This window comes from Mycoplana sp. ABR4_002, assembly GCF_056159645.1.
The window spans coordinates 3,694,468-3,718,348 of record NZ_JBSWVO010000001.1 but is presented as its reverse complement, the minus strand read 5'-3'; the positions used below and the strand labels follow the sequence as shown (position 1 = coordinate 3,718,348).

Below are 23,881 nucleotides of genomic sequence, written 5' to 3'. Positions count from 1 at the left end.
CGATTTCGAGGTGTTCGGCCTTCAGGTCGGAAAGGACTGGCAGACGGGGCTCTGAGGGCGTGTGCATTCCATTGTTTCCCTGTCCCCCATGGTGGTGATGAACGGCGCCGCCCTGCCGGTTTCTGTTCCCGGCATGTTCTCCATTGGCGAGCCCCTGTCAAGTCAGCGGCGGAGGGACGGCTGGCGCTCCCATTCCGTTGTCAAAGAATGTACTACAAAATGCATTACAGAAACGCATGTGAAATGAAATAAGTGATTGATTTTTAAAGAGCGATATGACGGGTCGAAACCACCCAACCGTACCGCTTTCCAAACAAGTGGCGTAAACCGCTAGTGGCCTTGGCTCTGTGAAATTTGCCGGGAAACTGGCTAGGCTCGTTATGTTCGATGTTGGCACCACCGTTTGGATGTCCAAGCTCTCTTGCAAGGAGGTCTCGATGTCCCTCCGCTACAAACTCGGGGGGCGGGGGAAAAGCTTGCTGATGGCTGTTGAACACGCAAATGCGATCAGCGCGAATGCCACGATGAACCAGAGACGCAATCCAATGAAGCTTGCTTTCCAAGCTTCCCCATGGAATAGCGCTTCGGCATGTTCCTCGCGCTCGTCTAGGATCATCTGCAACACAAGACGCTCGTATGCCTTTTTGGTGAGTACGAACTGAAGGAATCGGGCCAAGCGGTGCCCAGGTGGTTTCTCCAGCTGCGACCCGCGCTGCCTTCCCGCACTGAAGAAGATGGCGCTCAGGACGCGCCACAGGGCGTCACCCACTCCGAATGTCAATCTCATTAGCCGCTCTGGGCCCAAGAAGGCTGCGATTCCAAAACCGGCAACGGCTCCGGCGAGAAATGCGTTACGAAACCCCGTAGGTGCAGCCAGCGCTCCGAGCGTCACTGCGAAAAGGATTCCTGAAAACGCACAAAAGAAAAGCCATCCGGTACGTCGGTACACCAAGAAAATTACAAGATGCTTGATCATGCAGTGGCCCCATAGAAACTGCTAGCTGCAGCGGCAGCAGCCCTTGCTGCTCTATGGATCCGCTGCCCCTCGCCTGTGAGATAATAGCAACGCCGGGCCATGCCAGCCTCGCCTGTTTCAATTGCTTCGGAACGAATCCATTTCTTGTCCTCCATGCGCGACAGGTGGACATAGATCGTCGCGCGCTTGAGCTTGTTGGATGCCTTGACCATTTCCAGACCATACATTCCATTTTTGCCGACCAGTAGGTCGAGGATCTCGAACTGGATCTCCGTTACGTTAAAGCCCAACATCATTTGATTCCCTAAGTGCCTGAGTGTGAGTGGTGCCTAAGTGTCTTACGTCCTGTAAGAGTTACTCTTACATCATGTAAGACTGAAGCGCAAATGCAGGGTATCGTGTGCCAATCATGCGCCACCGAATTCCCGCTAACGCCTGAAAACGCCTGTAAATTCTGGTAATTCTGGTGAATGCATGGCGCACGACGATGCGCTCTGAGTTTGGTTTAACTATTTGAGATTATTGGTGATCCCGCCGCGATTCGAACGCGGGACCCTCAGATTAGGAATCTGATGCTCTATCCTGCTGAGCTACGGGACCACTGACAGAACCCATACAAAAGCCGGCGCGCGAAGCCAAGTGGTTTTCCGCGAGAGGCGCGGCCGTCGCGGCGCCGATGCCTAGCCGGTGGCTCTGAAGGGCGCGGCGGGCGGGCGGCGCAAAGCCTATGCCGTCAGCCGTGCCTCGGCCAGCTTGACCCAGTAGCTGACGCCGTGCGGGATGGCGTCGTCGTTGAAGTCGTAGGCCGGGTGGTGCAGGCCGGCGCTGTCGCCATTGCCCATGAAGATGAACGCGCCGGGGCGCGCCTCCAGCATGTAGGCGAAGTCCTCGCCGCCCATCATCGGGCTGAGAGCCGCGTCGACGTTGCCGGCCCCGGCGATGGTGGTGGCGACCGCCACAGCGTGCCCGGTTTCGGTCTCGTGGTTGATCACGACCGGGTAGTTGCGCTGGTAGCGCACGCCGATCTCGGCGCCGTGGGCGGCGCCGGTGCCGGCACAGAGCTGGCGCAGGCGGCTTTCGGCCTCGTCGCGTACCTGGGGGCTCAGCGTGCGCACCGTGCCGGCGAGCTTGGCCTCCTCGGGGATGACGTTGTGGGCGAAGCCGGCGTTGAACTTGGTCACCGAGACCACCAGCGAATCGACCGGGTCGGTGCTGCGCGCGACCAGCGTCTGCAGCGCGGTCACGAGCTGTGCGCCGACGACGATCGGGTCGATCGTCCGGTGCGGCTGGGCGGCGTGGCCGCCGCGTCCCTTCACCGTGATCTCGAACTCGTCCGTCGCCGCCATGATCGCTCCGGGGCGTATGCCGAAGCGGCCGACCGGCATGCCCGGCATGTTGTGCATGCCGTATACCTCCGCGATGGCGAAGCGCTCCATCATGCCGTCCCTGACCATCTCGCGGCCGCCGCCGCCGCCCTCCTCGGCCGGCTGGAAGATGACCGCGACGCTGCCGTCGAAGTTGCGCGTCTCGGCGAGGTACTTCGCCGCGCCGAGCAGCATGGCGGTGTGGCCGTCATGGCCGCAGGCGTGCATCTTGCCGGGCACGGTCGAGGCCCAGGGCTTGCCGGAGGCCTCGACGATCGGCAGCGCGTCCATGTCGGCGCGCAGGCCGATCGTGCGGCCCGGCCCGCGCCCGCGGATCAAGCCGACGACGCCGGTGCGGCCGATGCCGGTCACCACCTCGTCGACACCGAACGCCCGCAGCTTGTCGGCGACGAAGGCCGCGGTCTTCTCCACCGCAAACATCGTCTCGGGGTGCTGATGAATCTGGCGGCGCCAGCCGGCGATCTCGTCCTGCAGTTCCGCGGCGCGGTTCAAAATGGGCATGCGCTTTTCCTGTGTTGCGGCCGAAAATCGGCAGGGGATCGGTCGAGGCCTTTGCCATCAGCATGCCATATAGGCTAAATAGGCGGAGCAAACGAGACAACTCCCGAATTTCCGAGGACAGGCCCTTGCAGACAATTGCACGGTTCATGCGCCGCAAGGCGTCCCGCGTTGGAGCAGCCGCGGTTGCAATCTCCCTTCTGGCGGGCACAGCCCTGGCCGACAGCGGGCCGCGCCTGCTCGTCGACGTCAACACGCTGAAGGTGATCGAGCATCGCGACGCCTTCCGCAAATGGTATCCCGCCTCGCTGACGAAGCTGATGACCGCCTACACCGTGTTCCGCGCGATCAAGGCCGGCCAGATCACGCTCGAGACGCCGGTGGTGATGTCCAAGCACGCCGCGGCTGAGCCGGCGAGCAAGATGTACTTCAAGCCGGGACAGGCGCTGACGCTCGACAGCGCGCTGAAGATCATGCTGGTGAAGTCGGCGAACGACGTGTCGGTCGCCATCGCCGAGGCGGTCGCCGGGTCGGAGCAGGCCTTCGTCGGGCGCATGAACGCCGAAGCGGCCCGTATCGGCATGAGCTCCTCGCGCTTCGTCAACCCCAACGGCCTGCCCGGCAAGGGACAGTACACGACCGCGCGCGACCTGGCGGTGCTCGCCGTGACGCTGAAGCGCGAGTTCCCCCAGTACGCCCCCTATTTCGCGCTCGAGGGGTTCACCACCGGCAAGAAGAACTATGCCAACTACAACATGCTGATCGGCCGGTTCGATGGGGCCGACGGCATGAAGACCGGCTTCATCTGCGCCTCCGGCTTCAACCAGGTGTCCTCGGCCACCCGGGGCGGGCGCAGTGTCGTTTCGGTCGTGCTCGGCGAGGCCAGCCTCGGTGCGCGCGCGGACGAGTCGGCCCGCATGCTGCAGAAGGGGCTGACCGAACGCGGCGGTGGGCCGAGCCTCGGCGGGCTCGCGCCCTACGGCAACACGACCGAGGTCACCGACATTTCCAAGGAGATCTGCAGCAAGCACGCCGCCAAGGTGCGCAGCGAGGGCCGCGACGAGGCCGGACGGCAAAAGCTGCTGTCGCCCTATATCCGCGAGATGAACCGGCCGCCGCGCTACGTCTTCGCCGGCCTGATCGCCGGCGGGGCGGCCAAGGCGGGCACCAACGAGCAGGCCTCCATCGGCGATGGCGACGCGGCCGCGAACGTGCCGATCCCGGTTCCCCGGCCGTCCTTCTGAACAGGAAAGTCCCATGTCCGCCGCTGATCACACCGTCCCGGTCACCATCCTGACCGGCTTTCTCGGTGCCGGAAAGACAACCCTCCTGAACCGGCTGCTGAAGCACCCGGAACTCACCGACACGGCCGTCGTCATCAACGAATTCGGCGAGGTCGGCATCGATCATCTGCTGGTGGAGCGGTCCGGCGACGGCATCATCGAACTGTCCGACGGGTGCCTGTGCTGCACCGTCCGCGGCGAACTGGTCGACACGCTCGCCGACCTGATGGATCGCATGCAGACCGGCCGTATCCGTCCGCTCCGGCGCGTCGTCATCGAGACCACCGGGCTCGCCGATCCGGCGCCGGTGATCCAGGCGGTGATCGGCCATCCGGTCATCGCCCATTCGTTCCGGCTCGACGGCGTGATCACCCTCGTCGATGCGGTCAACGGTGTCGCGACACTGGCCCAGCACCCGGAATCGGTCAAGCAGGTCGCCGTGGCCGACCGGCTGGTGCTGACGAAGGCCCGGCTTGCGGACGAGGCGGCGCTCGCGCCGCTGCGGCAGGCGCTCCTTGAGCTGAACCCGCGGGCGGCGTTCGTCGACGGCGACGAGCAGGCGCAGACCGGGCCGGGGCTGCTCGCCTGCGGTCTCTACGATCCGGGCTCCAAGATCGCCGACGTCGATCGCTGGCTGCGCGACGAGGGCCGGCACGACGCCCATGCCGATCACGATCACGGTCACGCGCATGGGCATCCGCACCACGATCACGGCCATCACCATCACCACGGCGACCATGCCAACCCGCATCAGCACGCCCATGACGTGACGCGCCACAGCGCCAGCATCCGCTCCTACTCGATCCTGCACGACCGGCCGATCGACGCGATGGCGCTCGACATGTTCGTCGATCTGCTGCGGTCGGCCCATGGCGACAGGCTGCTGCGAATGAAGGCGATCGTGGCGGTGACGGAGCATCCGGACCGGCCGCTGGTGCTGCACGGCGTCCAGTCGGTGTTCCACCCGCCGGAGCGGCTCGCCGCCTGGCCGGACCCGTCCGACCGGCGCACGCGCATGGTTCTGATCACCCGGGACCTGCCGGAATCCTTCGTGCGCGACCTGTTCGACGCCTTCGTCGGCACGCCGCGCGTGGACCGGCCCGACCGGGCGGCGCTCGAGGACAATCCGCTTGCTGTGCCGGGGCTGAAGATGCGCTGACGGCGGCGGGCGGCGGAGGCGTCGGCGCTCTTCCTGCAGCCGCGGAATCTGACGTTGCGGCGTTTTCAGCCCTTGCGGATCAGGAAGCGGTGGCCGGCCTCGGTCTTCTCGCTCGCCTCGAGCGTGTGGCCATGCTCGTTGCAGAAGTGCGGGATGTCGATGACCGCCAGAGGATCGGTCGTTTCGATCCAGAGCATGGCGCCGGCGGCGAGCGGCTCCAGCTTCTTCTTCGTCTTCAGCACCGGCAGGGGGCACTTCAGCCCCCTGAGGTCGTAGACCTCGGTCGCAGCCGGCAGCGTCATTGCCTCTTCCAGAACTTCCAGAACGGCGCCTTGCCGCCGGCATCGGCGGTCGCCTGCGGGCTCGGCGCGGTCAGCGAGGTGCCGTCGCCAACTGTGCCGGTCTGCGCGGCAGCTTCGTCCTGAGGGGCTGGCTGCGGCGCGGGCACGTCCGCGGGCGCGCCGGCCGTGGCGGCCTGAGCCTGCGGCTCCGGCTGCTGCTGCGGCCGTTGCGGGGCGGCGGTTGCCGCGGCAGCGCCGGCGGCCCCGGTCGCGGCGCTGCTCCTGCTCGACCACAGCTTCCAGAACGGTTTGGCATCGGCCGCGGCTGCGGCCGGGGGCTCGGCCGTGGCGGCGCCGGGGTTGCTGCCCGGAACGGCCACACCGACCTGGCCTGTCTTCTGCTCGGCCTTCGCGGTGGCGACGTCATCGGCGAGCTTCTGCAGTTCGGCCGCCTTGCGTGCTTCTTCTTCCTGCCGGGCCTTCTCGGCCATCTCGATCTTGCGCTGCGCGGCTTCCTCGGCCTTCTTCTTCTCGGCCTCTATGTCGCGCAGGCTCATCAGCTTGCCGGCGTCGATCGAATTGCCGGTGGGGGCATAGGCAAGCTCGCGCCCCTTGCGCTTGTCGGCGACGATGGCCTTGCGCTGGGCCTCGCTCGGCTCCAGCCAGACCGTGCCCTCGTATTTCTTCATCGCCTTGGCGTACTGCGCCGCATAGGTCTTGTCATGGGCGTTCAGCGCGGCCAGCAATTGCGGCGGGGTCGTCGTCGCCGGGCACTGGCTGGCGCCGGCGAAGGGGCTGCCATCGGCCGTCTGCTGGTTGAACACGTACCTCGCGTCACAGACGGCAACCTCGGGCGGACGCTTGGTGAGGTGGAAATGGTCGTAGCCCACCTTGAGCATCTTCCAGAATTCGATGTGCGGATTGTCGCGGTGGCGCGCCATGTTCTCCGCCGTCATGCGGAAGGGGAAGGCCTGGAGCTGGATCGTCTTCTGGCCGCCCTTGAAGGCGTCGCGGGCGAAGGCGAAGATCTCGATCATCTGCTCGTCGGTCATCGAGTAGCACCCCGACGAGGAGCAGGCGCCGTGGATCATCAGGTCGGAGCCGGTGCGCGCGTTCGCCTGGTCGTAACGGTTGGGAAAGCCGGTGTTGATCGCCAGGTAGTATTTCGAGTTCGGATTCATGTGCTGCGGGCCGAGCGGGTAGAAGCCTTCCGGCGCCTGCCGGTCGCCTTCCTTCACCTTCGGCCCCAGCTTTCCGGACCAGGCGCAGACGTTGTAGCTCTTGATCATCTGGAAGCGGTTGGAGCGGTCGGCCTTCCAGACCTCGAGCGTGCCTTCCTCCTTGAAGATGCGCAGCATCAACGGCGAATGGCGGTCGATGTTGAGCGAGGCCATCTTCGAGACGACCTGGCCGGACAGCTGGTACTGGGTCTTGTTCGACACCTTCTTGACGTCGACGCCGACGGTGTCGAGCGTGTCGTTGGTGCAGCCGGCCAGGGCCAGGGCGAGAACGGAAACGGCGGCGAGTACCTTTAAGCGCATGCGTCAGGTCCAACAAATCTGATAGGCACGACGTCCGGGACGGCGGACGCGGAATCATACCCGTTTATACTTAACCAAGCGTTAGCGGGAAGTCGCTCGCGCAACTCGCGATCTGTGGCTACGCTGAAACCACGGGAATATGTCCAAGATTTGGCCATATTCCCGCCGTCCCCGCAAAATCGGTGTGCCTGCGGACAAAACTCCGCTCAGAGTTGCCGGCCGATGTTGAGGTAGCGCTGGCGCCGGTCGCGACGCAACTGGTCGCCGGGCTTGGCCGACAACTCGCGCAGTGCCTCGGCCACGACGTTGCCGGTGGCGGAGATCACCGCGTCCGGGTCGCGATGGGCACCGCCGACCGGCTCGGTGATGATGCCGTCGATCACGCCAAGCGCCTTGAGGTCGTCGGCAGTGATCTTCATGTTGCTGGCCGCCTCCTTCGCGCGGGTGGAATCGCGCCAGAGGATGGAGGCCGCGCCTTCCGGCGAGATGACGCTGTAGATCGCGTGCTGCAGCATGTAGACGCGGTCGCCGGTGGCGATCGCGATCGCCCCGCCGGAGCCGCCCTCGCCGAGAATGACGGAAACGATCGGCACGCGCACGTTGAGGCACATCTCGGTCGAGCGTGCGATCGCCTCGGCCTGGCCGCGCTCCTCGGCGCCGATGCCCGGGTAGGCGCCGGCGGTATCGACCAGCGTGATGACCGGCAGGCCGAAGCGATCGGCCATTTCCATCACTCGGATCGCCTTGCGGTAGCCTTCGGGGCGGGCGCTGCCGAAATTGTGCCTCAGGCGCGACTTGGTGTCGTTGCCCTTTTCCTGGCCGATGATGGCGACGGACTGGCCGCGGAACCGGCCGAGGCCGGCCTGGATCGCCTCGTCCTCGGCAAACTTGCGGTCGCCGGCCAGCGGGGTGAACTCCTCGAACAGCTTGTCGGCGTAGTCGAGGAAGTGCGGGCGCTGCGGATGGCGGGCAACCTGGGTCTTCTGCCACGGCGTCAGCTTGGAATAGATGTCCACCATGGCTTCGCGGGCGCGCGCCTCAAGCCGGCCGACTTCGTCCGACGTGTCGATGCTCTCGTCTTCCTCGGCGAGCTTGCGCAGCTCGTGAATCTTGCCTTCGAGGTCCGAGATGGGTTTTTCGAAGTCGAGGTAATTGTGCATGAGATGCGGTTCCGATCGTTTGCTCCAACTGTCCGTCGGCCGTTCTCGCAAGGCACGACGGCGGAATGGGGGCCTCTAATCCGGCTTTTTTGCCTGTTTGGCAAGGGGGTGATGGTCCTGAACCAGACGGTGCAGGCGCTCTTCTAGCACGTGGGTATAGATCTGGGTGGTTGAAATGTCGGAATGCCCGAGCAGTTCCTGCACCGCGCGCAGGTCGGCGCCGTTCGCCAGCAGGTGGCTGGCGAAGGCGTGGCGCAGAACGTGCGGCGACAGCGTGGCGGCCCGGATTCCCGCCCGTGCGGCCAGTGCCTTCAGGTCGCGGGCGAACACCTGCCGCGGCAGATGACCCTCCTTGCTCGCGGCGGGAAACAGGAAGGGACTGTCCGGCGCCTCCTCCCGTCCGGCGCGCTCGGCCAGCGCCGCACCGTAGGCCTGAAGGGCGGCGACCGCCGAGCGCGACAGCGGCACGAGCCGCTCCTTGCTGCCCTTGCCCCGGACAACGATGAAGCGGCCGTTCTGCGCGAGCACGGTGGCGGGCAGCGAGACCAGTTCGCTGACGCGCATGCCGGTGGCGTAGAGCAGTTCCACCAGGGTATGCATGCGCAGCCGGGCGAGCCGGTCCGGCCCCGGCTGCCCCGCCTCTTCCACGGCCAGACCCAACAGCCGCGTGACGGCGTCGACCGACAGCGTCTTCGGCAGCGGCCGCTCCTTGCGCGGCGCGTCGAGGATCCCGGTCGGGTCGTCGGCGCGCAGGCCCTCGGCATAGAGGAACTTGTAGAACTGTCGCAGCGCCGACAGCCGGCGCGCCTGCGAGGACGCCTTGAAGCCCTGACGCGCGAGGTGGCCGAGATAGGCGCGCAGATCGTCGGACGCGGCCTCGGTCATGGCGACCTTGCGCCCGGACAGGAAGGAACGCGCATCCTCGAGGTCACGCTCGTAGGAGGACAGCGTGTTCACCGCCGCGCCGCGTTCGGCGCTCATCATTTCCAGAAATGCCTCGATCCGGATCGCCGAACGGTCCGTCATGGCTGGTTGACCCGCTCGGAGGGGATGCGGATGGTGACATCGCGCGGGCGCGGCTCGACGAAGGTGACGAGCGCGACCATCGCCCCGTAGATCAATCCGGCAACGACGGCGCAGAAGAACAGGAAGCGAAAGAGGGTGGGCATTGCGCACTCCGTGGATGTCTCCGCTCTATATCGCCCCGCGCCGGCGCAAGCGCAAGGCGGTGTCAGGCGGTTCAAACACTTGACGCTTTGGCCGCTTTTGCCGATACCGGAGGCAGCAACAACCGGAAACTCCCGATGATCGGCCTGATGGAAACTGCCCCTCCGGAGCTCGTGCAGCAGGCACGGGCGGTTCTCGGCAAGCGCAACCTCGTGCTGGTCGGGCTGATGGGCGCCGGCAAGTCGGCGATCGGCCGGCTGGTGGCGCAGGCACTCTCCGTGCCCTTCATCGATTCCGACCACGAGATCGAGCGCGTCTCGCGCATGTCGATCACCGACCTGTTCGCAACCTACGGCGAGGACGAGTTCCGGGCGCTCGAGGGGCGGGTGCTGAAGCGCCTGCTGCGCAGCGGGCCGCGCGTGGTCTCCACCGGCGGTGGCGCCTTCGTCAACGAGCGCACGCGCCGCTACATCAAGGCGGGCGGGCTGACGGTCTGGCTGAAGGCCGATCTCGACGTGCTCTGGGAGCGGGTCAACAAGCGCGACACACGCCCGCTGCTGAAGACCGAGAACCCGCGGCAGACGCTCGAAAACCTGATGAACGCACGCTATCCGCTCTATGCGGAGGCCGACCTGACGGTGCATTCGCGCGACGTCAGGAAGGAAGTGATGGTCGACGAGGTGCTGGCCGCCGTCGTCGCCAGCAAGGACGAGAAGTGAACCGCATGAACACCTCCCCTTCCGAAAGCCGGCGCACCGTCCGAGTCGAACTCGGCGACCGTGCCTACGACATCCTGATCGGCCCGGGCCTGATTGGCGCCGCCGGCACCGAGATCGGCGCGCGCCTCAAGGGGCGCCGCGTCGCGGTGGTGACGGACGAGCAGGTCGCCCCGCTCTATCTCGAGCCGTTCATGCAGTCGCTGGCAAGGGCCGGGATCGAGGCGGTGGCGCAGGTGCTGCCGGCCGGCGAAAAGACGAAGAGCTTCGAACAGCTGATGGCGGTGTGCGACGGCGTGCTCGCCGCGCGCATCGAACGCAACGACGCGGTCGTCGCGCTCGGCGGCGGCGTCATCGGCGACCTCACCGGCTTTGCCGCCGGTATCGTGCGGCGCGGGTCGCGCTTCGTCCAGGTGCCGACGTCGCTGCTGGCCCAGGTCGATTCCTCGGTCGGCGGCAAGACCGGCATCAACTCGCGCCACGGCAAGAACCTGATCGGCGTGTTCCACCAGCCGGACCTCGTGCTGGCCGACAGCGACGTGCTCGACACGCTGTCGCCGCGCGAATTCCGCGCCGGCTATGCGGAGGTGGCGAAATACGGGCTGATCGACAAGCCGCAATTCTTCGCCTGGCTGGAGGGCCACTGGCGCGAGATCTTTGCCGGGGGCGCCGCCCGCATCGAGGCGATCGCCGCCAGTTGCCAGGCGAAGGCGGACGTGGTTGCCGCCGACGAGCGCGAGAACGGGTTGCGGGCGCTGCTCAATCTCGGCCACACCTTCGGTCACGCACTCGAGGCGGCGACCGGGTATGACAGCCGTCGCCTCGTCCACGGCGAGGGGGTGGCCATCGGCATGGTGCTCGCCCACCAGTTCTCCGCGCGCATGAACCTCGCCAGCCCGGACGACGCGCGCCGGGTCGAGGCGCACCTGAAGGAGGTCGGCCTGCCGGTGGCGATGGACGCCATTCCCGGCGAGTTGCCGCCGGTGGAGGTGTTGATGGACGCGATCGCACAGGACAAGAAGGTGAAGGGGGGCAAGCTGACCTTCATCCTCACCCGCGGCATCGGCCAGTCCTTCGTCGCCGATGACGTGCCGGCGTCCGCGGTGTTGGGCTTCCTGAGAGACAAGCACCCGCGATGAGCCCGCGCATCGATATGCTGCATCGGTTGTTCGGGCTGTTTGGCCTGAAGCCCGCGCGGGATGCCACGCTCCTGCCGGCGCCGGGCGACGCGCGCAGCCAGATCGATCTTGCCGCGCGCGAGATCGCGCGGCCGGACCGGAGCGCCGGCAAGGCCGAGCTCGACGAGCTGGAAGTGTCCGACGTCATGGTCCACCGCACCGCCATGCGCAGCCTCAATGCCGACGATCCGCCGGAGACGATCGTGCGGGCCGTGCTCGAAAGCCCGTTCACGCGCATGCCGCTCTGGCGCGGCTCGACCGACGACATCATCGGCGTCGTCCACGCCAAGGACCTGTTCCGCGCGCTGGCCGAGCCGGGGACGACTCCGACCACGGTCGACATTGCCAGGGTCGCGGACAAGCCCTGGTTCGTACCCGACACGACCAGCCTCAAGGACCAGCTCAACGCCTTCCTGCGGCGCAAGATGCACCTGGCCATCGTCGTCGACGAATACGGCGAGGTGCAGGGCCTCGTGACGATGGAGGACATCCTCGACGAGATCGTCGGCGACATCTCCGACGAGCACGACATCGACATCCAGGGTGTGCGGCGGGAGGCGGACGGCTCGATCGTGGTCGACGGCGGCGTGGCGATCCGTGACCTGAACCGCGCGCTCGACTGGGAATTGCCGGACGAGGAGGCGACGACGATCGCCGGGCTGGTCATCCACGAATCGAAGTCGATCCCCGAGGAGCGGCAGGCGTTCACCTTCCACGGCAAGCGCTTCATCGTCATGAAGCGGGTGAAGAACCGGATCACCAAGCTGCGCATCCGCCCCGCCGACGGGGCGGCCGGGCCGGCCTAGAGCAGGCGGGCGGCCGCTACCAGCGCATCGGCTCACCGGGGGCGGCGGCCTCGATCGCAAGTGCATGCAGGCCGGCGTCGAACTCCTCCTGCAGCAGGGCGTTGACCATCCGGTGGCGAGCCACCCGGCCGACGCCGGCGAACCGGGCCGAGACGACGCGGATGCGCATGTGCGTCCCGGAAGCGCCGGTGAATTCCGGCTTGTGGCCGGCATGAAGGTGGCTTTCGTCGACCACCTCCAGCCGCTCTGGCGAGAGCGCCTCGGCCAACCTATATTCGATCCGCGATCTCATCGACATCTGCCACCTTGAACCTTGCGCAAGACAGCGGCTTGCGTGCGTCAAAATGGGCCCACCAAGCCAGCAACATTCCGCTTTGTCAATTCTTGCTGCGGCCCCTCGCCAGCTCCATAATCGTCGCCATGAAACTCGATTCCAAATTCTTCGACCAGATCAGGACCCGCCGCCGGGTGGAGCGTCCGGAGCCGGTCGCGCCCACCTGCCAGTGGGACGGCTGTGACAAGACCGGCGCCCACCGCGCCCCGGTCGGCCGCAACGCCGAGGGCCAGTTCTTCCTGTTCTGCTTCGAGCATGTGAAGGAATACAACAAGGGCTACAACTACTTCTCCGGCCTGTCGGATACGGAGATCGCGCGCTACCAGAAGGAAGCGATCACCGGCCATCGCCCGACCTGGACGATGGGCGTGAACAAGTCGGCGAAGAACGGGCCGGTGCAAGGCAATGTCCGTTCCGGCAGCGCGGGCGCGCAGCAGCGCATTCGCGACCCGTTCGGCTTCGTCAACGAGGGCAGGGGCCGCGCACCGCGCATGGAGCCGCGCGCACGCAAGCTCAAGACCCTGGAGGCGAAGGCTTTCGATACACTCGGCCTCTCCGCCACTGCCACCGCCGAGGACATCAAGTCGGCCTACAAGGGGCTTGTCAAAAAGCACCATCCCGACGCAAATGGCGGAGACAGGGGCTCTGAAGAGCGCTTTCGGGCCGTCATTCAGGCATATCAATTGTTAAAGCAGGCCGGCTTCTGCTAGAGCAGGTCGGCAGCAACAGGACATTAGGGCGGATGCGAGCGGCGTCTGCTGCGGAGACATTATGAGCAAGATGGATCTCGACATTTCCAACCTCCCGGATACCACGGTGTCGGTCCGGGAGGTTTTCGGCATCGATACGGACATCCGCGTGCCCGCCTATACCAAGGCCGACGCCTATGTGCCGGATGTCGATCCCGACTACCTGTTCGACCGCCAGACCACGCTCGCCATCCTCGCCGGCTTCGCCCACAACCGCCGCGTCATGGTGTCGGGCTACCACGGCACCGGCAAGTCCACCCACATCGAGCAGGTCGCCGCCCGCCTGAACTGGCCCTGCGTGCGCGTCAACCTCGACAGCCATGTCAGCCGAATCGACCTCGTCGGCAAGGATGCCATCGTCGTCAAGGACGGGCTGCAGGTCACCGAGTTCAAGGACGGCATCCTGCCCTGGGCCTACCAGCACAATGTCGCGCTGGTGTTCGACGAGTACGACGCCGGCCGCCCGGACGTGATGTTCGTCATCCAGCGCGTGCTCGAATCCTCCGGCCGCCTGACGCTGCTCGACCAGAGCCGCGTCATCCGCCCCCATCCGGCCTTCCGCCTGTTCGCCACCGCCAACACGGTCGGCCTCGGCGACACGACCGGCCTCTACCACGGCACCCAACAGATCAACCAGGCGCAGATGGACCGCTGGTCGATCGTGACGACGCTGAACTACCTGCCGCATGACAACGAGGTCGATATCGTCGCCGCCAAGGTCAAGTCGCTGGCCGCCAGGCCGGAGGGCCGCGAGACCGTCTCGCGCATGGTGCGGGTGGCCGACCTGACGCGCGCCGCCTTCATCAACGGCGACCTGTCCACGGTGATGAGCCCGCGCACGGTCATCACCTGGGCGGAGAACGCCGAGATCTTCGGCGACATCGCCTTCGCCTTCCGCGTCACCTTCCTCAACAAGTGCGACGAACTGGAGCGGGCGCTGGTCGCCGAGCACTACCAGCGCGCCTTCGGGGTGGAACTGAAGGAAAGCGCGGCCAATCTTGTGCTGGACGCGACGGCCTGACGGGTGAAGCATGGCTGCGCGCGGTGACAATTCCAGGCCGAGACCAAATGCCCCGGTCGATGTCGAGCCCTTCCGCCGGGCGGTGACCGGCTGCATCCGCTCGGTCGCGGGCGACGCCGAGGTCGAGGTCGTGTTCGCCAACGAGCGGCCGGGCCTCACCGGTGAGCGCATCCGCCTGCCGGAGCTGTCCAAGCGTCCCTCGCGCGAGGAGCTGGCGGTCACGCGCGGTCTCGGCGATTCGATGGCGCTGCGCAAAGCCTGCCACGATGCGCGGGTGCACGCGACGCTGTCGCCCCAGGGGGCGGATGCCCGCGCCATCTTCGACGCCGTCGAGCAGGCCCGCGTCGAGGCGATCGGATCCAACCGCATGCCCGGCATGGCGGCCAATATCGGCTCGATGCTGTCGGAGAAGTACACCCGGGCCAATTTCGGCGCGATCAGCCGCCAGGCCGACGCGCCGCTCGAGGAAGCGGTCGCGCTCCTGGTGCGCGAGCAGCTCACCGGGCAGGCGGCGCCCGCCTCGGCCGGCAAGGTGCTCGACCTGTGGCGCGGCTTCATCGAGGACAAGGCCGGCGGTGACCTGCCGGGCCTGAAGGCGGCGATCAACGACCAGCAGGCATTCGCCAAGGTGGTCCGGCACATGCTTGCCTCCATGAATGTCGCCGAGGACATCGGCGAGGAGGAGGCCGAGCCGGACGAACAGGACAGCGAGACCGACGAGGATCAGCCGCGCAGCCAGGAGCAGGACGATAGCGATTCCCAGGAGGAGGCCGGCGACGAAGCCGCCCCCGCCGAGGAGAACGAGGCCTCGCAGGAGCAGATGGACGAGGGCGAGATGGACGGCGCGGAGATCTCCGACGACGACCTCGCCGACGAGGAGAACGAGGACAGCGAGACGCCCGGCGAGGTACGTCGGCCGAGCATCTTCGGCGACTTCAACGAGAAGGTCGACTACGCGGTCTTCACCCAGGAATTCGACGAGACGATTGCGGCCGAGGAACTGTGCGACGAGGCCGAACTCGACCGCCTGCGATCCTTCCTCGACAAGCAGCTGGCCCATCTCCAGGGCGCCGTCGGCCGGCTGGCGAACCGCCTGCAGCGCCGCCTGATGGCCCAGCAGAACCGCTCCTGGGAGTTCGACCTCGAGGAGGGCTACCTCGATTCGGCCCGGCTGCAGCGCATCATCATCGACCCGATGCAGCCGCTCTCCTTCAAGCGGGAGAAGGACACGAAGTTCCGCGACACCGTGGTCACGCTGCTGATCGACAATTCCGGCTCCATGCGCGGCCGGCCGATCACGGTCGCGGCCACCTGCGCCGACATCCTGGCGCGCACGCTCGAGCGCTGCGGCGTCAAGGTCGAGATCCTGGGCTTCACCACCAAGGCCTGGAAGGGCGGGCAGGCGCGCGAGACGTGGCTGGCGAGCGGCAAGCCGCAGACGCCGGGCCGGCTCAACGACCTGCGCCACATCATCTACAAGGCGGCCGACGCGCCGTGGCGGCGTGCCCGCCGCAACCTCGGGCTGATGATGCGCGAGGGGCTGCTGAAGGAAAACATCGACGGCGAGGCGCTGATCTGGGCCCACAACCGGCTTCTCGGCCGGCCCGAACAGCGCCGCATTCTCATGATGATCTCCGATGGCGCGCCGGTCGACGATTCGACCTTGTCGGTCAATCCCGGCAATTATCTGGAGCGGCACCTGCGCGCGGTGATCGAGCAGATCGAGACGCGCTCGCCGGTCGAGTTGCTGGCGATCGGCATCGGTCACGACGTCACCCGCTACTATCGCCGCGCGGTGACGATCGTCGATGCCGACGAACTCGCCGGCGCCATGACCGAGCAGTTGGCGTCGCTGTTCGAAGACGTGTCCTCCGGCCGCAGGCGGCCGAGCGGACCGAGCCGCAGCAGTTGAACATCAATCCGAACCCGGCGACGTCGCGCGTTCGCTAGCCCCGAGATGCCGATGAAGCGCCTGCCCGTCCTGTTTTCCGCAGTCCTCGCCGCAACGATGCTCGCCGCCCCCGGATCGGCCACCAGCGTCGCGCTCGAGGTCGACAGCCGCATCATCTCGCACTTCGGCATCGGTTCGACCGACCGCGCCTTCGGCCGGCTCGAATTCGTCGGCGGCCTGAACTACTCCTCGCCCAATTCCCTGCTCGGCGCGGTCTCCGCGATCCGGTTCCGGCCGGACCGAACCCATTTCGTCGCGGTTCTGGACACCGGGCACTGGCTGACGGGCCGGATCCGGCGGGACGGGGAGGGGACGCTGTCCGGCCTGGGCGAACTGACCATCAGCCCGATGCTGAACGCTGACGGGGTCGCCGACAGCCGGAAGGCGTGGATGGATGCCGAAGGCTTGGCCTTTGTGCCGGGCGCGGCGATCGTCAGCTACGAGCAGCGCCACCGGATCGACTACTATCCCGATCCCGGCTTTGAAGGGGCGCCGCCGCAGGGCCGCTATGCCATTCCCTTCCCGCGTGCCGAGCTGCGGAACAATCGCGGCTTTGAGACGGTGGTGACCGCTCCCGGGGACGGACCGCTGCGCGGCGCGCCGGTGATCATCGCCGAACGCAGCCTGGACGGCAACGGCAACGTGCTGGCGGCGATCCTCGGTGGCCCGCGCAAGGGGACCTTCGCAGTTGTCCGCAACGATCCCTTCGACATCACCGACGGCGCCTTTCTGCCGGACGGCGACCTGCTGCTGCTGGAACGCCGCTTCAGGCTGGCGGACGGGGTGGGCATGCGCATCCGCCGCATCAAGGGCGGGGACATCAGGCCCGGCGCGGTCGTCGACGGCGAGGTGCTGATCGACGCGAACATGAGCCACCACATCGACAACATGGAAGGGATCGACGTCCTGCAACTGCCGGACGGCGACATCCGCATCATCGTCGTCTCCGACGACAACCACTCCATCCTGCAGCGCAATCTGATGCTGGAATTCCGCCTGATCGGCGGCCTCTGACAGGCTGAAACAAAAAGACCGCCCCGGATTCCCGGCGCGGCCGCGTTCGTTGCTACGTTCGCCTTGTCAGCCAGGGCCAGGGCTGGTCAGGCCACGGCCTTGTCGGCGCCGGGCATGGGCTTGAGCGTGCTCATCAGTGCGCCGTAGGGCAGCAGCATCACCAGGCCCATCAGCATCTTGACGCCGAAGTCGGTGATCGCCCACGAGGTCCAGCGCTGCGCCTCAGCGCCGAAGAGCCCGAGCACCGGCGCATGTTCGATCGCGAACGGGTCGTTCGGGCCGAAGATCGCGAACATCGGCGCGAAGGCGAGGGAGAAGAACACCAGCGTGTCGAGCGCGGATCCGACCAGCGAGCCGACCAGCGGCGCCCGCCACCAGGCCTGGCGCCGCAGCCGGTTGAACACCGAAATGTCGAGCAGCTGGCCGAGGAGGAAGGCGGAGCCCGAGGCGACGGCAATCCGCGGCGTGGCGACGGCGAAGGAGAACAGCACCGCCACGGCAAAGCCGGCGACCACCACCTTGCGGGCGACCTTCGGGCCGAACTGCCGGTTGGTCAGGTCGGTGATGAGGAAGGCCACCGGGTAGGTGAAGGCACCGAAGGTGAGGATGTCGCCGAGGTTGACGCCAAACAGGCTGCCCGGCAGCGGGTACTGCACGAGCACGTTGGAGGCGACGACGACGAGCGTCATCAACAGAACGTAGGTCAGGGTAATGCGGTTCGCCTGCATTTTTTTATCCTGGGGTATGCCACCAGTGGACGGCGCGAGGTGTGCTCAAGCAAACGAGGCCTGTCCGGCTGTCCGGCCAAGCCTCGAGAAGCAGTCAGGGAAGGCCGCGGCCCTCTACAGGATCAGGCGGCGAGCTTCTTGGCGATCTGGCGACGCAGCAGGCGGGCGCGCATCGACAGTTCGTTCTCGTCGGCCTTCAGCAGGAAGGCGTCGAGGCCGCCGCGATGCTCGACCGAGCGGAGCGCTGCAGCGGAAACGCGCAGGCGGAAGCGCTGGCCAAGCGAATCGGAGATCAGGGTGACGTTGCACAGGTTCGGCAGGAACTTGCGCTTGGTCTTGTTGTTGGCATGGCTCACATTGTGGCCCGACTGGACGCCCTTGCCGGTCAATTCGCAACTACGGGACATGGATGCACCTATTCTTCTTTGGTTTCGGACAATGCGAATTCGACGCCGTGGTCGGCCGCCGTCCGTCTGGCCTTATTGGAAAGTCGCGGTTCTATAGTCACCTGCAGCGGTGGCGTCAAGCCAATCCTCCGCCTTTCGGGCAAAACAGTTGCAAACGGCGGCATTTTGCGGCCAATGGGCGGTGCGCGGACAGGCGCGTTTGCGGTGGCGTCCCGGATAGCATTGGCGCAGAATTGCCGCAATGGGTCGTACACTGACGGGTGGGTAAGGAGCGCAGGACAATGAACTGGCGGGCTTGGTTTGCAGCAGCGGCTGTCCCGGTGATGCTGACGGGCGCTTCGAGCGTCGCGCCGGCGGCGGAGATCAGCCATATCACCAATTACAGCATCCGATTGTCCGGCCTGCCGGTCGCCACGGCGAGCTTCCGTTCGCAGTTCGACGGCCGCCGCTACTCGATTTCCGGGCGCATGGACTCGGCCGGGCTCGCCGAGATCCTGGCGAGCACGCACGGCACGACGTCGGTGAGCGGCGTTGTCAATGGCGGCAGGCTGCAGGCGACGAACTACGCGATGTCCTATCGCAGCGGCAAGAAGGCGCGCGCCATCAGCGTCGCCTTCCGCAACGGCGATGCGGTGCGCGCGTCGATCCGCCCCGAGCGCAAGCGGGCCAAGAACTGGGTGCCGGTGCGCGCCAGCGACATGCGCTCGGTGGTCGACCCGATCTCCGGGCTGATCGTGCCCGCCAAGACGAATGTCTGCAACTCGACGCTGCCGATCTTCGACGGCGAGTCGCGCATGGACATCCGGCTGTCGGACAAGGGAACCCGGCCGTTTTCGACCAGGGGGTTCCGGGGCGAGGTGAAGGTCTGCGGCGTGCGCTTCGTGCCGCGTGCGGGCTATCGCAAGGGGCGCAAGGACGTCGAATACCTGCGCAACCTGAGCACGATGGAAATCTGGTTTGCCAGGGCCCAGGCGGTTGACGTATACGCACCCGTCTATGTCCGCATTCCCACGGCGCTCGGCCCGGTCACGGTTTCCGCCACCCGGTTCGGCGACTGAGGTCCTGCGGCGCGTCCGCGGGAGGAAACGGTGAGGTTACGGGCAACGCTGGTCGGCTTTTCTGCGATCCTGATGTGGTCGCTGCTCGCGCTGTTTACCGCAGCCTCCGGCAAGATGCCGCCGTTCCAGCTGTCGGCGATCTGCTTTCTGATCGGCAGCCTTCCGGGCATCATCGTCCTGCTCGTGCGGCCGACGCGGCTGGCGCTGTTGCGCCAGCCGGCCAGGGTCTGGGCCGTCGGCATTGCCGGCCTGTTCGGCTACCACTTCCTCTACTTCACCGCGCTGCGCAACGCCCCGGCGGTGGAGGCCGGCCTGATCGCCTATCTGTGGCCGCTGCTGATCGTCGTCGGCTCAGCCATGCTGCCGGGCGAACGGCTGCGCTGGCATCACGTCATCGGCGCCCTGGCCGGGCTCGCCGGGACGGTGCTGATCGTCGCCCGCAACGGCGTCGCCTTTGATGGCGCCCACGCGCTCGGCTATGGCGCGGCCTTGCTCTGCGCCATCACCTGGTCGGGCTATTCGCTCTTGACGCGGCGCTTCGAGGCGGTCTCGACCGACGTCGTCACCGGCTTCTGCCTTGCCGCCTCGCTCCTGTCCCTGCTGTGCCACCTGGCGCTGGAGACGACGGTCTGGCCTGCGGCGGGTGGTGAATGGCTCGCCGTTCTCGGCCTTGGGCTGATGCCGGTCGGGGCGGCCTTCTATGCCTGGGACTACGGCGTGAAGAACGGCGACATCCAGATCCTCGGCGCCGCAAGCTACGCCGCGCCGGTGCTGTCGACGCTGACCCTGATCCTCACCGGCTTCGCCGAGCCGTCCTGGGGCATCGCCGCGGCCTGCGCCCTCGTCACCGGCGGGGCGGTGCTCGCTGCCCGCGACATGCTCTTCCGCAGGCGGCGCCCCGCAGCCGAAGGGGTGGCGGCCTGAGCGCGGCAGCGCCACCGCCGCTCAACGGCAGCCGCCGAAAAACTCCATCAACCGCGGCAGCATCAGCTCTGCCTCAAAGGCCGGATCGGGATGGCTGCCGTCGGCCATCACCTGCGCCAGCACCGCGGGGGCGACGCCGGCCCAGTCCGGGCGGAAGTCGATCGTCCGCGCGCCGCGCTTCCCGGCCTCGGCGAAATGGGCGGAGATATAGTCGTCGACGAAGGGCCGGAGGTAGCGCTTCAGTCCCGTCTGCGGGCTCATGGCCATCACCGCCAGACGGGCGCCGGGAAGGTTGTGCCGCAGTTGCCCGAGAATGGCGGCGATGTTGTTCCGGCTCGCCTCGACCGAGACGAACCGGTGGAGCGCGGCGTCGTTGACATACAGCTCCATCAGCACCGCGTCCGGCTTCAGCAGGGTGACGGTCCCGACCTGGGTCAGCGCCCAGTCCGTCGTGCCACCGCCTCTGGCGACCGTTGTCACGGACACCGGCCTGCCGCGACAGGCCGCGAGCCGCCGCTGCAGTTCCGCCGGCCAGCGGCCGCGGTCCGTCAGGGAGGTTCCCACGGCGACGATGGCATAGGGCCGGGCGGTGCCCGCGCCCGGGTCCGACCGTGCCGGGCCGGCCGGCGTGGCGGCCAGAGCCACGGCAGCGGCCATGGCGCTCGCGCCTCTCACGCGGTGCTTCCGCCATCGACCGTCAGCACGGTCCCGGTGACCGAAGCTGCGCCGTCCGAGAGCAGATAGACCACGGCACCGGCGACCTGGCCGGGATGCGGCAGGCCGAGCGGCGCGCGCCTGCGGATGGCGTCGAGCCGGTCGCCCTGAAGCGAGGCCGTCATCTCGGTTTCCATGAAGCCCGGCGCCACGCAATTGACGGTCACGCCGAGCTTGCCGGCCTCCCGGGAAAGGGACCGGGTGAAGCCTTCCAGGCCGGCCTTGGTCGCGGCATAGACCGACAGGCCGTGGAAACCGGTCGATGCGATGATCGAGCTGATGTTGACGATCCGCCCCTGCCGCTGCACCAGCATCGATCGCATGATGTACTTGGTCAGGATGATCGGCCCGACAAGGTTCGTCGCCACAACGTCCTGGATGTCGGACCGGTGCATGGTCGCCAGCACGCCATCCAGGCCAATGCCGGCGTTGTTGATCAGCGCGTAGATCGGCCCGAACTCCCTGGTCAGCTGGCGGGCGACCGCCTCGACCGCTTCGGGGTCGCCCACGTCGAGCGCAACGAACGAGAAGCTGTCGGGATGCCGGGCGGCCAGCACGGACAGCGCCGCGCTTGTCTTCCTGCTGGCGCCGACGACACGGTAGCCGTCCGACAGCAGCGCTTCCACGATTGCAAGACCCAGCCCCCTGGAGGCCCCGGTGACGATGACCGTCCTCATTGGGTCACCACCCTTGCCGTCTTGCCACCGGCGGAGACCGCGATCGCGTCGACCACCCGGATCGTCGCCGGCCGCGCTTCGCGGGGAAGGTGGTCCGTGCACCAGCCGCGCACGGCCGACCTGGCGTCGTCGGCCGCCACTCCGGGCTTAAGGACGATCGACAACGACAGCACGTAGCCGCTGAAGGGGTTCTTCCTGGCCTCGACCGCACACTCGGCGACGCCGGGGCATTCCGCGGCGATCCTTTCGACCTCCTCGATCTGGACCTTGACGCCGCCGACGTTGACGACCGAGCTCTCGCGACCGCGGAACAGCACCCGGTCGCCCTCGACCTCGACCCGGTCCTCGGTGCAGGCGAAGCCGTCCTCGTCCTTTCTGATGTGCGGCGCGTGGATGCTCGCGCGTTCGTCGTCGGCACGCGCCCAGAGCACCCCATCCTTGATCCTGAAGCTGATGCCCTCCAGGCCGGCAAGGTAGTGGAGCGGAAAGCCGGCACGACCGTCATGGACGGAAAAGCCGACCCCGAGCTCGGTCGATGCATAGATGTGGGTGATCCTTGCCTGCGGCTGGTTCTGCTGCAGCGCCGCCAGAAGGCGGTTGTCGGCAATCTCGCCGCCGACGGTGATCTGCCGGAGGCGGAGCTGGTCCGCCCCCGGAAGCATCAGGCACTTGCGCCACAGCGTCGGCGTTGCCGACAGGTGGGAGCACCCCTCGCGGGCAAGGAAGGCGAGGCGCTCCGGCAGTTCCCCCGGTTCCGGAGCCAGAAGCAGGCCGCCGCCGAGCAGCGCCTGCATGACGACCTGCAGCCCGGCAAAACGCGAGGCCTCGTAGAGCAGCCCCCACCGGGCCGGCTCGCCGGCCGGACCGGTGCCCTGCCTGGTCCGCGCGATGATCGAGCCGAGCGTGTGGCTGACAACCTTGGGCGGGCCCGTGGTTCCGGAGGTCGTCAGCAGCCACTCGGTGCGATGGATGCGCGGCCCCGGCGACGGCAGCCGGCCGGACGCGGCCTTCAGGTCGTTCCGGTCGGTAACGAGCGCTTGGCAACCTGCGGCGGCCATCAGATGCGCGACGGAGTCCGGCGGCAGCGAGGGCGACAGCAGCAGCATCCGCCGGACGCGACCGTCGAGTGCGATGAGCTGCCGGACGAGGTTGATCGGGCTCGTTGCCGAAACCGCGGCGGTTTCCGTGGCCGGCCCGCCGCCGCTCTGGTCGTTCCCGGCGTCGTGCATCGAGAGCGTTGCCTGCTGGCTCCTGGCCAGCGTCGGCGATCCGGTCCGTTGCTGCAGGAGTTGCAGCAGGTTCATGGCCGCGGCGCGTATTTTTCGTAGAACGCCACGAACTCCCCGAAGGTGCGGGGATAGGCCGCCTCGGTGGCGGCCGTGAACGGGTCGAAGCCCAGTTCCTCGTCCAGCCGCGTGACGAAGACCGCGAACGCCATGCTGTCGACGCCGGTCTCGAGCAGCACCGTGTCCTGATCAAGCGCCGGCGGCGGCTCGGCGTGATCCTCGGACCAGAGTGCGTTGAATATCGACTGTATCCTGTCCCTCATGGCCGGTCCTGACCTCCCCAAGGCCTCATGCTTGAAGTCTCGCGCCCCAGACGCCCGTTCGGATGCCTCGCTCCACCACCGTCCCCGGGTTGCCGATCACGACCGAGCCATCCGGGACGTCCTTCATCACGACCGTGCCGGGCCCGACGATGCAGTGATTGCCTACCTTCCGGCCCGGCATGATGATCGCGCGGGCGCCGATGAAGCAATAGTCGCCTATGTAGGTATCCATGTGCCGGTTGTTGATGAAGTCGTGTGTCAGCACGGCGACTTCGAATGCCAATGCGGTATGTCTGCCGATATGCACGCCGGCCGGATTGGTCTTGTCTAGCCTGACAGACAGCGAAACACGTGTGTTCTCACCGATGTCCATTCCGTACAAGGAAGCGTAATATCGTCTTACCGCATGTACTACGACATGCCGGTGTACGAATGTTCGCACATCAGGTATTACTGAAAGCGACGACACCAATAGCCCCTTTTTGCCGTGCCTCATAACAAAAGCACATTTTTCCGCAGGTTACAATGACAATGGCGTCGTTCTGTACGTCTCGTCGAGAATGGTACTTTTACAAATATTTGCCGGTGATGCCCTCAGACCAAGT

General features: G+C 66.7%; 26 protein-coding genes, 1 tRNA gene and 1 pseudogene. 11 read left to right on the top strand and 17 right to left on the bottom strand.

Translation table 11 applies throughout. The annotated features are described in order from the left end of the window. Positions 1-448: 448 nt before the first annotated feature. The 4 genes from ACXAGF_RS17670 to ACXAGF_RS17655 all read right to left on the bottom strand — a co-directional run bounded on the left by ACXAGF_RS17670 (position 449) and on the right by ACXAGF_RS17655 (position 2,862). On the bottom strand, positions 449-976 hold the full coding sequence (locus ACXAGF_RS17670; RefSeq protein ID WP_475018677.1) for a hypothetical protein: 528 nt from the start codon (positions 974-976) through the stop codon (positions 449-451). Further along, complete coding sequence (locus ACXAGF_RS17665) at positions 973-1,272, bottom strand: PadR family transcriptional regulator (protein ID WP_475018676.1); 300 nt, start codon at positions 1,270-1,272, stop codon at positions 973-975. The genes ACXAGF_RS17670 and ACXAGF_RS17665 overlap by 4 nt, the downstream gene beginning before the upstream one ends. 227 nt (positions 1,273-1,499) lie before the next feature. Further along, positions 1,500-1,576: transfer RNA gene (locus tag ACXAGF_RS17660), tRNA-Arg, on the bottom strand. Between the two features lie 125 nt (positions 1,577-1,701). After that, complete coding sequence (locus ACXAGF_RS17655; RefSeq protein ID WP_475018675.1) at positions 1,702-2,862, bottom strand: M20 aminoacylase family protein; 1,161 nt, start codon at positions 2,860-2,862, stop codon at positions 1,702-1,704. A gap of 146 nt (positions 2,863-3,008) precedes the next feature. On the opposite strand from ACXAGF_RS17655, the gene ACXAGF_RS17650 reads away from it, so the two are divergent. Both ACXAGF_RS17650 and ACXAGF_RS17645 read left to right on the top strand, forming a co-directional pair. Beyond that, positions 3,009-4,103: a D-alanyl-D-alanine carboxypeptidase family protein gene (locus tag ACXAGF_RS17650; RefSeq protein WP_475019338.1), complete on the top strand. Its 1,095-nt coding sequence runs from the start codon at positions 3,009-3,011 to the stop codon at positions 4,101-4,103. Positions 4,104-4,116: 13 nt separating this feature from the next. Beyond that, positions 4,117-5,301, top strand: a complete 1,185-nt coding sequence (locus tag ACXAGF_RS17645) for a CobW family GTP-binding protein (protein WP_475018674.1) — start codon at positions 4,117-4,119, stop codon at positions 5,299-5,301. A gap of 65 nt (positions 5,302-5,366) precedes the next feature. Here ACXAGF_RS17645 and ACXAGF_RS17640 read toward each other — a convergent pair whose 3' ends face one another. The 5 genes from ACXAGF_RS17640 to ACXAGF_RS17620 form a co-directional block, all read right to left on the bottom strand. Beyond that, on the bottom strand, positions 5,367-5,603 hold the full coding sequence (locus tag ACXAGF_RS17640; protein ID WP_475018673.1) for a sulfurtransferase TusA family protein: 237 nt from the start codon (positions 5,601-5,603) through the stop codon (positions 5,367-5,369). Next, a complete protein-coding gene (locus ACXAGF_RS17635; RefSeq protein ID WP_475018672.1) occupies positions 5,600-7,123 on the bottom strand; it encodes a L,D-transpeptidase family protein in 1,524 nt (507 codons plus the stop codon). The genes ACXAGF_RS17640 and ACXAGF_RS17635 overlap by 4 nt, the downstream gene beginning before the upstream one ends. Positions 7,124-7,329: 206 nt before the next feature. After that, complete coding sequence (locus ACXAGF_RS17630; protein ID WP_475018671.1) at positions 7,330-8,283, bottom strand: acetyl-CoA carboxylase carboxyltransferase subunit alpha; 954 nt, start codon at positions 8,281-8,283, stop codon at positions 7,330-7,332. Between the two features lie 75 nt (positions 8,284-8,358). Next, the gene (locus ACXAGF_RS17625; protein ID WP_475018670.1) at positions 8,359-9,309 is read right to left on the bottom strand and encodes a site-specific tyrosine recombinase XerD; all 951 of its coding nucleotides are present in this window, start codon (positions 9,307-9,309) and stop codon (positions 8,359-8,361) included. Continuing rightward, a complete protein-coding gene (locus ACXAGF_RS17620; RefSeq protein ID WP_475018669.1) occupies positions 9,306-9,452 on the bottom strand; it encodes a hypothetical protein in 147 nt (48 codons plus the stop codon). The genes ACXAGF_RS17625 and ACXAGF_RS17620 overlap by 4 nt, the downstream gene beginning before the upstream one ends. A 147-nt stretch (positions 9,453-9,599) precedes the next feature. Here ACXAGF_RS17620 and ACXAGF_RS17615 point away from each other — a divergent pair, with 147 nt between their 5' ends. From ACXAGF_RS17615 to ACXAGF_RS17605, 3 genes and pseudogenes are all read left to right on the top strand, one after another. Then, on the top strand, positions 9,600-10,169 hold the full coding sequence (locus ACXAGF_RS17615) for a shikimate kinase (RefSeq protein WP_475018668.1): 570 nt from the start codon (positions 9,600-9,602) through the stop codon (positions 10,167-10,169). Positions 10,170-10,174: 5 nt separating this feature from the next. Beyond that, positions 10,175-11,305: a 3-dehydroquinate synthase gene (aroB, locus tag ACXAGF_RS17610; protein WP_475018667.1), complete on the top strand. Its 1,131-nt coding sequence runs from the start codon at positions 10,175-10,177 to the stop codon at positions 11,303-11,305. A gap of 14 nt (positions 11,306-11,319) precedes the next feature. After that, positions 11,320-12,150, top strand: a pseudogene (locus tag ACXAGF_RS17605) (transporter associated domain-containing protein); the annotation flags it as partial. A gap of 16 nt (positions 12,151-12,166) precedes the next feature. On the opposite strand, the gene ACXAGF_RS17600 reads toward ACXAGF_RS17605, so the two are convergent. After that, the gene (locus ACXAGF_RS17600) at positions 12,167-12,448 is read right to left on the bottom strand and encodes a BolA family protein (protein WP_475018666.1); all 282 of its coding nucleotides are present in this window, start codon (positions 12,446-12,448) and stop codon (positions 12,167-12,169) included. A gap of 113 nt (positions 12,449-12,561) precedes the next feature. Between ACXAGF_RS17600 and ACXAGF_RS17595 the strand changes: the two genes are divergently transcribed. The 4 genes from ACXAGF_RS17595 to ACXAGF_RS17580 all read left to right on the top strand — a co-directional run bounded on the left by ACXAGF_RS17595 (position 12,562) and on the right by ACXAGF_RS17580 (position 17,219). Then, positions 12,562-13,194, top strand: a complete 633-nt coding sequence (locus ACXAGF_RS17595; RefSeq protein WP_475019337.1) for a J domain-containing protein — start codon at positions 12,562-12,564, stop codon at positions 13,192-13,194. 61 nt (positions 13,195-13,255) lie between these two features. Then, positions 13,256-14,254 (top strand): cobaltochelatase subunit CobS, encoded by a 999-nt coding sequence (cobS, locus tag ACXAGF_RS17590; protein WP_475018665.1) that lies wholly within the window; start codon positions 13,256-13,258, stop codon positions 14,252-14,254. Positions 14,255-14,264: 10 nt separating this feature from the next. Beyond that, on the top strand, positions 14,265-16,166 hold the full coding sequence (cobT, locus tag ACXAGF_RS17585) for a cobaltochelatase subunit CobT (RefSeq protein ID WP_475018664.1): 1,902 nt from the start codon (positions 14,265-14,267) through the stop codon (positions 16,164-16,166). A 45-nt stretch (positions 16,167-16,211) separates the two neighbouring features. Further along, entirely contained in the window at positions 16,212-17,219 is a 1,008-nt protein-coding gene (locus tag ACXAGF_RS17580; RefSeq protein ID WP_475018663.1) for an esterase-like activity of phytase family protein, read from the top strand. Between the two features lie 86 nt (positions 17,220-17,305). Here ACXAGF_RS17580 and ACXAGF_RS17575 read toward each other — a convergent pair whose 3' ends face one another. Both ACXAGF_RS17575 and rpmB read right to left on the bottom strand, forming a co-directional pair. After that, positions 17,306-17,947 (bottom strand): VUT family protein, encoded by a 642-nt coding sequence (locus tag ACXAGF_RS17575; protein ID WP_475018662.1) that lies wholly within the window; start codon positions 17,945-17,947, stop codon positions 17,306-17,308. 122 nt (positions 17,948-18,069) lie between these two features. Then, a complete protein-coding gene (gene rpmB / locus ACXAGF_RS17570; protein WP_475018661.1) occupies positions 18,070-18,354 on the bottom strand; it encodes a 50S ribosomal protein L28 in 285 nt (94 codons plus the stop codon). Between the two features lie 281 nt (positions 18,355-18,635). Here rpmB and ACXAGF_RS17565 point away from each other — a divergent pair, with 281 nt between their 5' ends. Continuing rightward, a complete protein-coding gene (locus ACXAGF_RS17565; protein WP_475018660.1) occupies positions 18,636-19,412 on the top strand; it encodes a DUF3108 domain-containing protein in 777 nt (258 codons plus the stop codon). Positions 19,413-19,442: 30 nt separating this feature from the next. Next, positions 19,443-20,336, top strand: a complete 894-nt coding sequence (yddG, locus tag ACXAGF_RS17560) for an aromatic amino acid exporter YddG (protein ID WP_475018659.1) — start codon at positions 19,443-19,445, stop codon at positions 20,334-20,336. Positions 20,337-20,357: 21 nt separating this feature from the next. Here the strand turns inward: yddG and ACXAGF_RS17555 are convergent, their stop codons facing one another. From ACXAGF_RS17555 to ACXAGF_RS17535, 5 genes are read right to left on the bottom strand one after another with little or no spacing between them, the layout of a single operon-like run. Next, positions 20,358-21,011, bottom strand: a complete 654-nt coding sequence (locus tag ACXAGF_RS17555) for an SGNH/GDSL hydrolase family protein (RefSeq protein ID WP_475018658.1) — start codon at positions 21,009-21,011, stop codon at positions 20,358-20,360. Beyond that, positions 21,008-21,727 (bottom strand): SDR family NAD(P)-dependent oxidoreductase, encoded by a 720-nt coding sequence (locus ACXAGF_RS17550; RefSeq protein WP_475018657.1) that lies wholly within the window; start codon positions 21,725-21,727, stop codon positions 21,008-21,010. Before ACXAGF_RS17550 ends, ACXAGF_RS17555 begins: the two co-directional genes overlap by 4 nt. Then, on the bottom strand, positions 21,724-23,031 hold the full coding sequence (locus tag ACXAGF_RS17545; RefSeq protein WP_475018656.1) for an AMP-binding protein: 1,308 nt from the start codon (positions 23,029-23,031) through the stop codon (positions 21,724-21,726). The genes ACXAGF_RS17550 and ACXAGF_RS17545 overlap by 4 nt, the downstream gene beginning before the upstream one ends. Beyond that, positions 23,028-23,276, bottom strand: coding sequence for an acyl carrier protein (locus tag ACXAGF_RS17540; protein WP_475018655.1), 249 nt, complete (start codon positions 23,274-23,276; stop codon positions 23,028-23,030). The genes ACXAGF_RS17545 and ACXAGF_RS17540 overlap by 4 nt, the downstream gene beginning before the upstream one ends. A 25-nt stretch (positions 23,277-23,301) precedes the next feature. Next, on the bottom strand, positions 23,302-23,649 hold the full coding sequence (locus tag ACXAGF_RS17535) for an acyltransferase (protein WP_475018654.1): 348 nt from the start codon (positions 23,647-23,649) through the stop codon (positions 23,302-23,304). Positions 23,650-23,881 lie beyond the last annotated feature (232 nt).

What these genes read in the sequence shown, in the direction of transcription:
- ACXAGF_RS17670 (WP_475018677.1), bottom strand. Translation starts at nt 976, where the DNA reads ATGATCAAGCATCTTGTAATTTTCTTGGTGTACCGACGTACCGGATGG.
- ACXAGF_RS17665 (WP_475018676.1), bottom strand. Translation starts at nt 1,272, where the DNA reads ATGATGTTGGGCTTTAACGTAACGGAGATCCAGTTCGAGATCCTCGAC.
- ACXAGF_RS17655 (WP_475018675.1), bottom strand. Translation starts at nt 2,862, where the DNA reads ATGCCCATTTTGAACCGCGCCGCGGAACTGCAGGACGAGATCGCCGGC.
- ACXAGF_RS17650 (WP_475019338.1), top strand. Translation starts at nt 3,009, where the DNA reads ATGCGCCGCAAGGCGTCCCGCGTTGGAGCAGCCGCGGTTGCAATCTCC.
- ACXAGF_RS17645 (WP_475018674.1), top strand. Translation starts at nt 4,117, where the DNA reads ATGTCCGCCGCTGATCACACCGTCCCGGTCACCATCCTGACCGGCTTT.
- ACXAGF_RS17640 (WP_475018673.1), bottom strand. Translation starts at nt 5,603, where the DNA reads ATGACGCTGCCGGCTGCGACCGAGGTCTACGACCTCAGGGGGCTGAAG.
- ACXAGF_RS17635 (WP_475018672.1), bottom strand. Translation starts at nt 7,123, where the DNA reads ATGCGCTTAAAGGTACTCGCCGCCGTTTCCGTTCTCGCCCTGGCCCTG.
- ACXAGF_RS17630 (WP_475018671.1), bottom strand. Translation starts at nt 8,283, where the DNA reads ATGCACAATTACCTCGACTTCGAAAAACCCATCTCGGACCTCGAAGGC.
- ACXAGF_RS17625 (WP_475018670.1), bottom strand. Translation starts at nt 9,309, where the DNA reads ATGACGGACCGTTCGGCGATCCGGATCGAGGCATTTCTGGAAATGATG.
- ACXAGF_RS17620 (WP_475018669.1), bottom strand. Translation starts at nt 9,452, where the DNA reads ATGCCCACCCTCTTTCGCTTCCTGTTCTTCTGCGCCGTCGTTGCCGGA.
- ACXAGF_RS17615 (WP_475018668.1), top strand. Translation starts at nt 9,600, where the DNA reads ATGGAAACTGCCCCTCCGGAGCTCGTGCAGCAGGCACGGGCGGTTCTC.
- aroB (WP_475018667.1), top strand. Translation starts at nt 10,175, where the DNA reads ATGAACACCTCCCCTTCCGAAAGCCGGCGCACCGTCCGAGTCGAACTC.
- ACXAGF_RS17600 (WP_475018666.1), bottom strand. Translation starts at nt 12,448, where the DNA reads ATGTCGATGAGATCGCGGATCGAATATAGGTTGGCCGAGGCGCTCTCG.
- cobS (WP_475018665.1), top strand. Translation starts at nt 13,256, where the DNA reads ATGAGCAAGATGGATCTCGACATTTCCAACCTCCCGGATACCACGGTG.
- cobT (WP_475018664.1), top strand. Translation starts at nt 14,265, where the DNA reads ATGGCTGCGCGCGGTGACAATTCCAGGCCGAGACCAAATGCCCCGGTC.
- ACXAGF_RS17580 (WP_475018663.1), top strand. Translation starts at nt 16,212, where the DNA reads ATGCCGATGAAGCGCCTGCCCGTCCTGTTTTCCGCAGTCCTCGCCGCA.
- ACXAGF_RS17575 (WP_475018662.1), bottom strand. Translation starts at nt 17,947, where the DNA reads ATGCAGGCGAACCGCATTACCCTGACCTACGTTCTGTTGATGACGCTC.
- rpmB (WP_475018661.1), bottom strand. Translation starts at nt 18,354, where the DNA reads ATGTCCCGTAGTTGCGAATTGACCGGCAAGGGCGTCCAGTCGGGCCAC.
- ACXAGF_RS17565 (WP_475018660.1), top strand. Translation starts at nt 18,636, where the DNA reads ATGAACTGGCGGGCTTGGTTTGCAGCAGCGGCTGTCCCGGTGATGCTG.
- ACXAGF_RS17550 (WP_475018657.1), bottom strand. Translation starts at nt 21,727, where the DNA reads ATGAGGACGGTCATCGTCACCGGGGCCTCCAGGGGGCTGGGTCTTGCA.
- ACXAGF_RS17545 (WP_475018656.1), bottom strand. Translation starts at nt 23,031, where the DNA reads ATGAACCTGCTGCAACTCCTGCAGCAACGGACCGGATCGCCGACGCTG.
- ACXAGF_RS17540 (WP_475018655.1), bottom strand. Translation starts at nt 23,276, where the DNA reads ATGAGGGACAGGATACAGTCGATATTCAACGCACTCTGGTCCGAGGAT.
- ACXAGF_RS17535 (WP_475018654.1), bottom strand. Translation starts at nt 23,649, where the DNA reads ATGGACATCGGTGAGAACACACGTGTTTCGCTGTCTGTCAGGCTAGAC.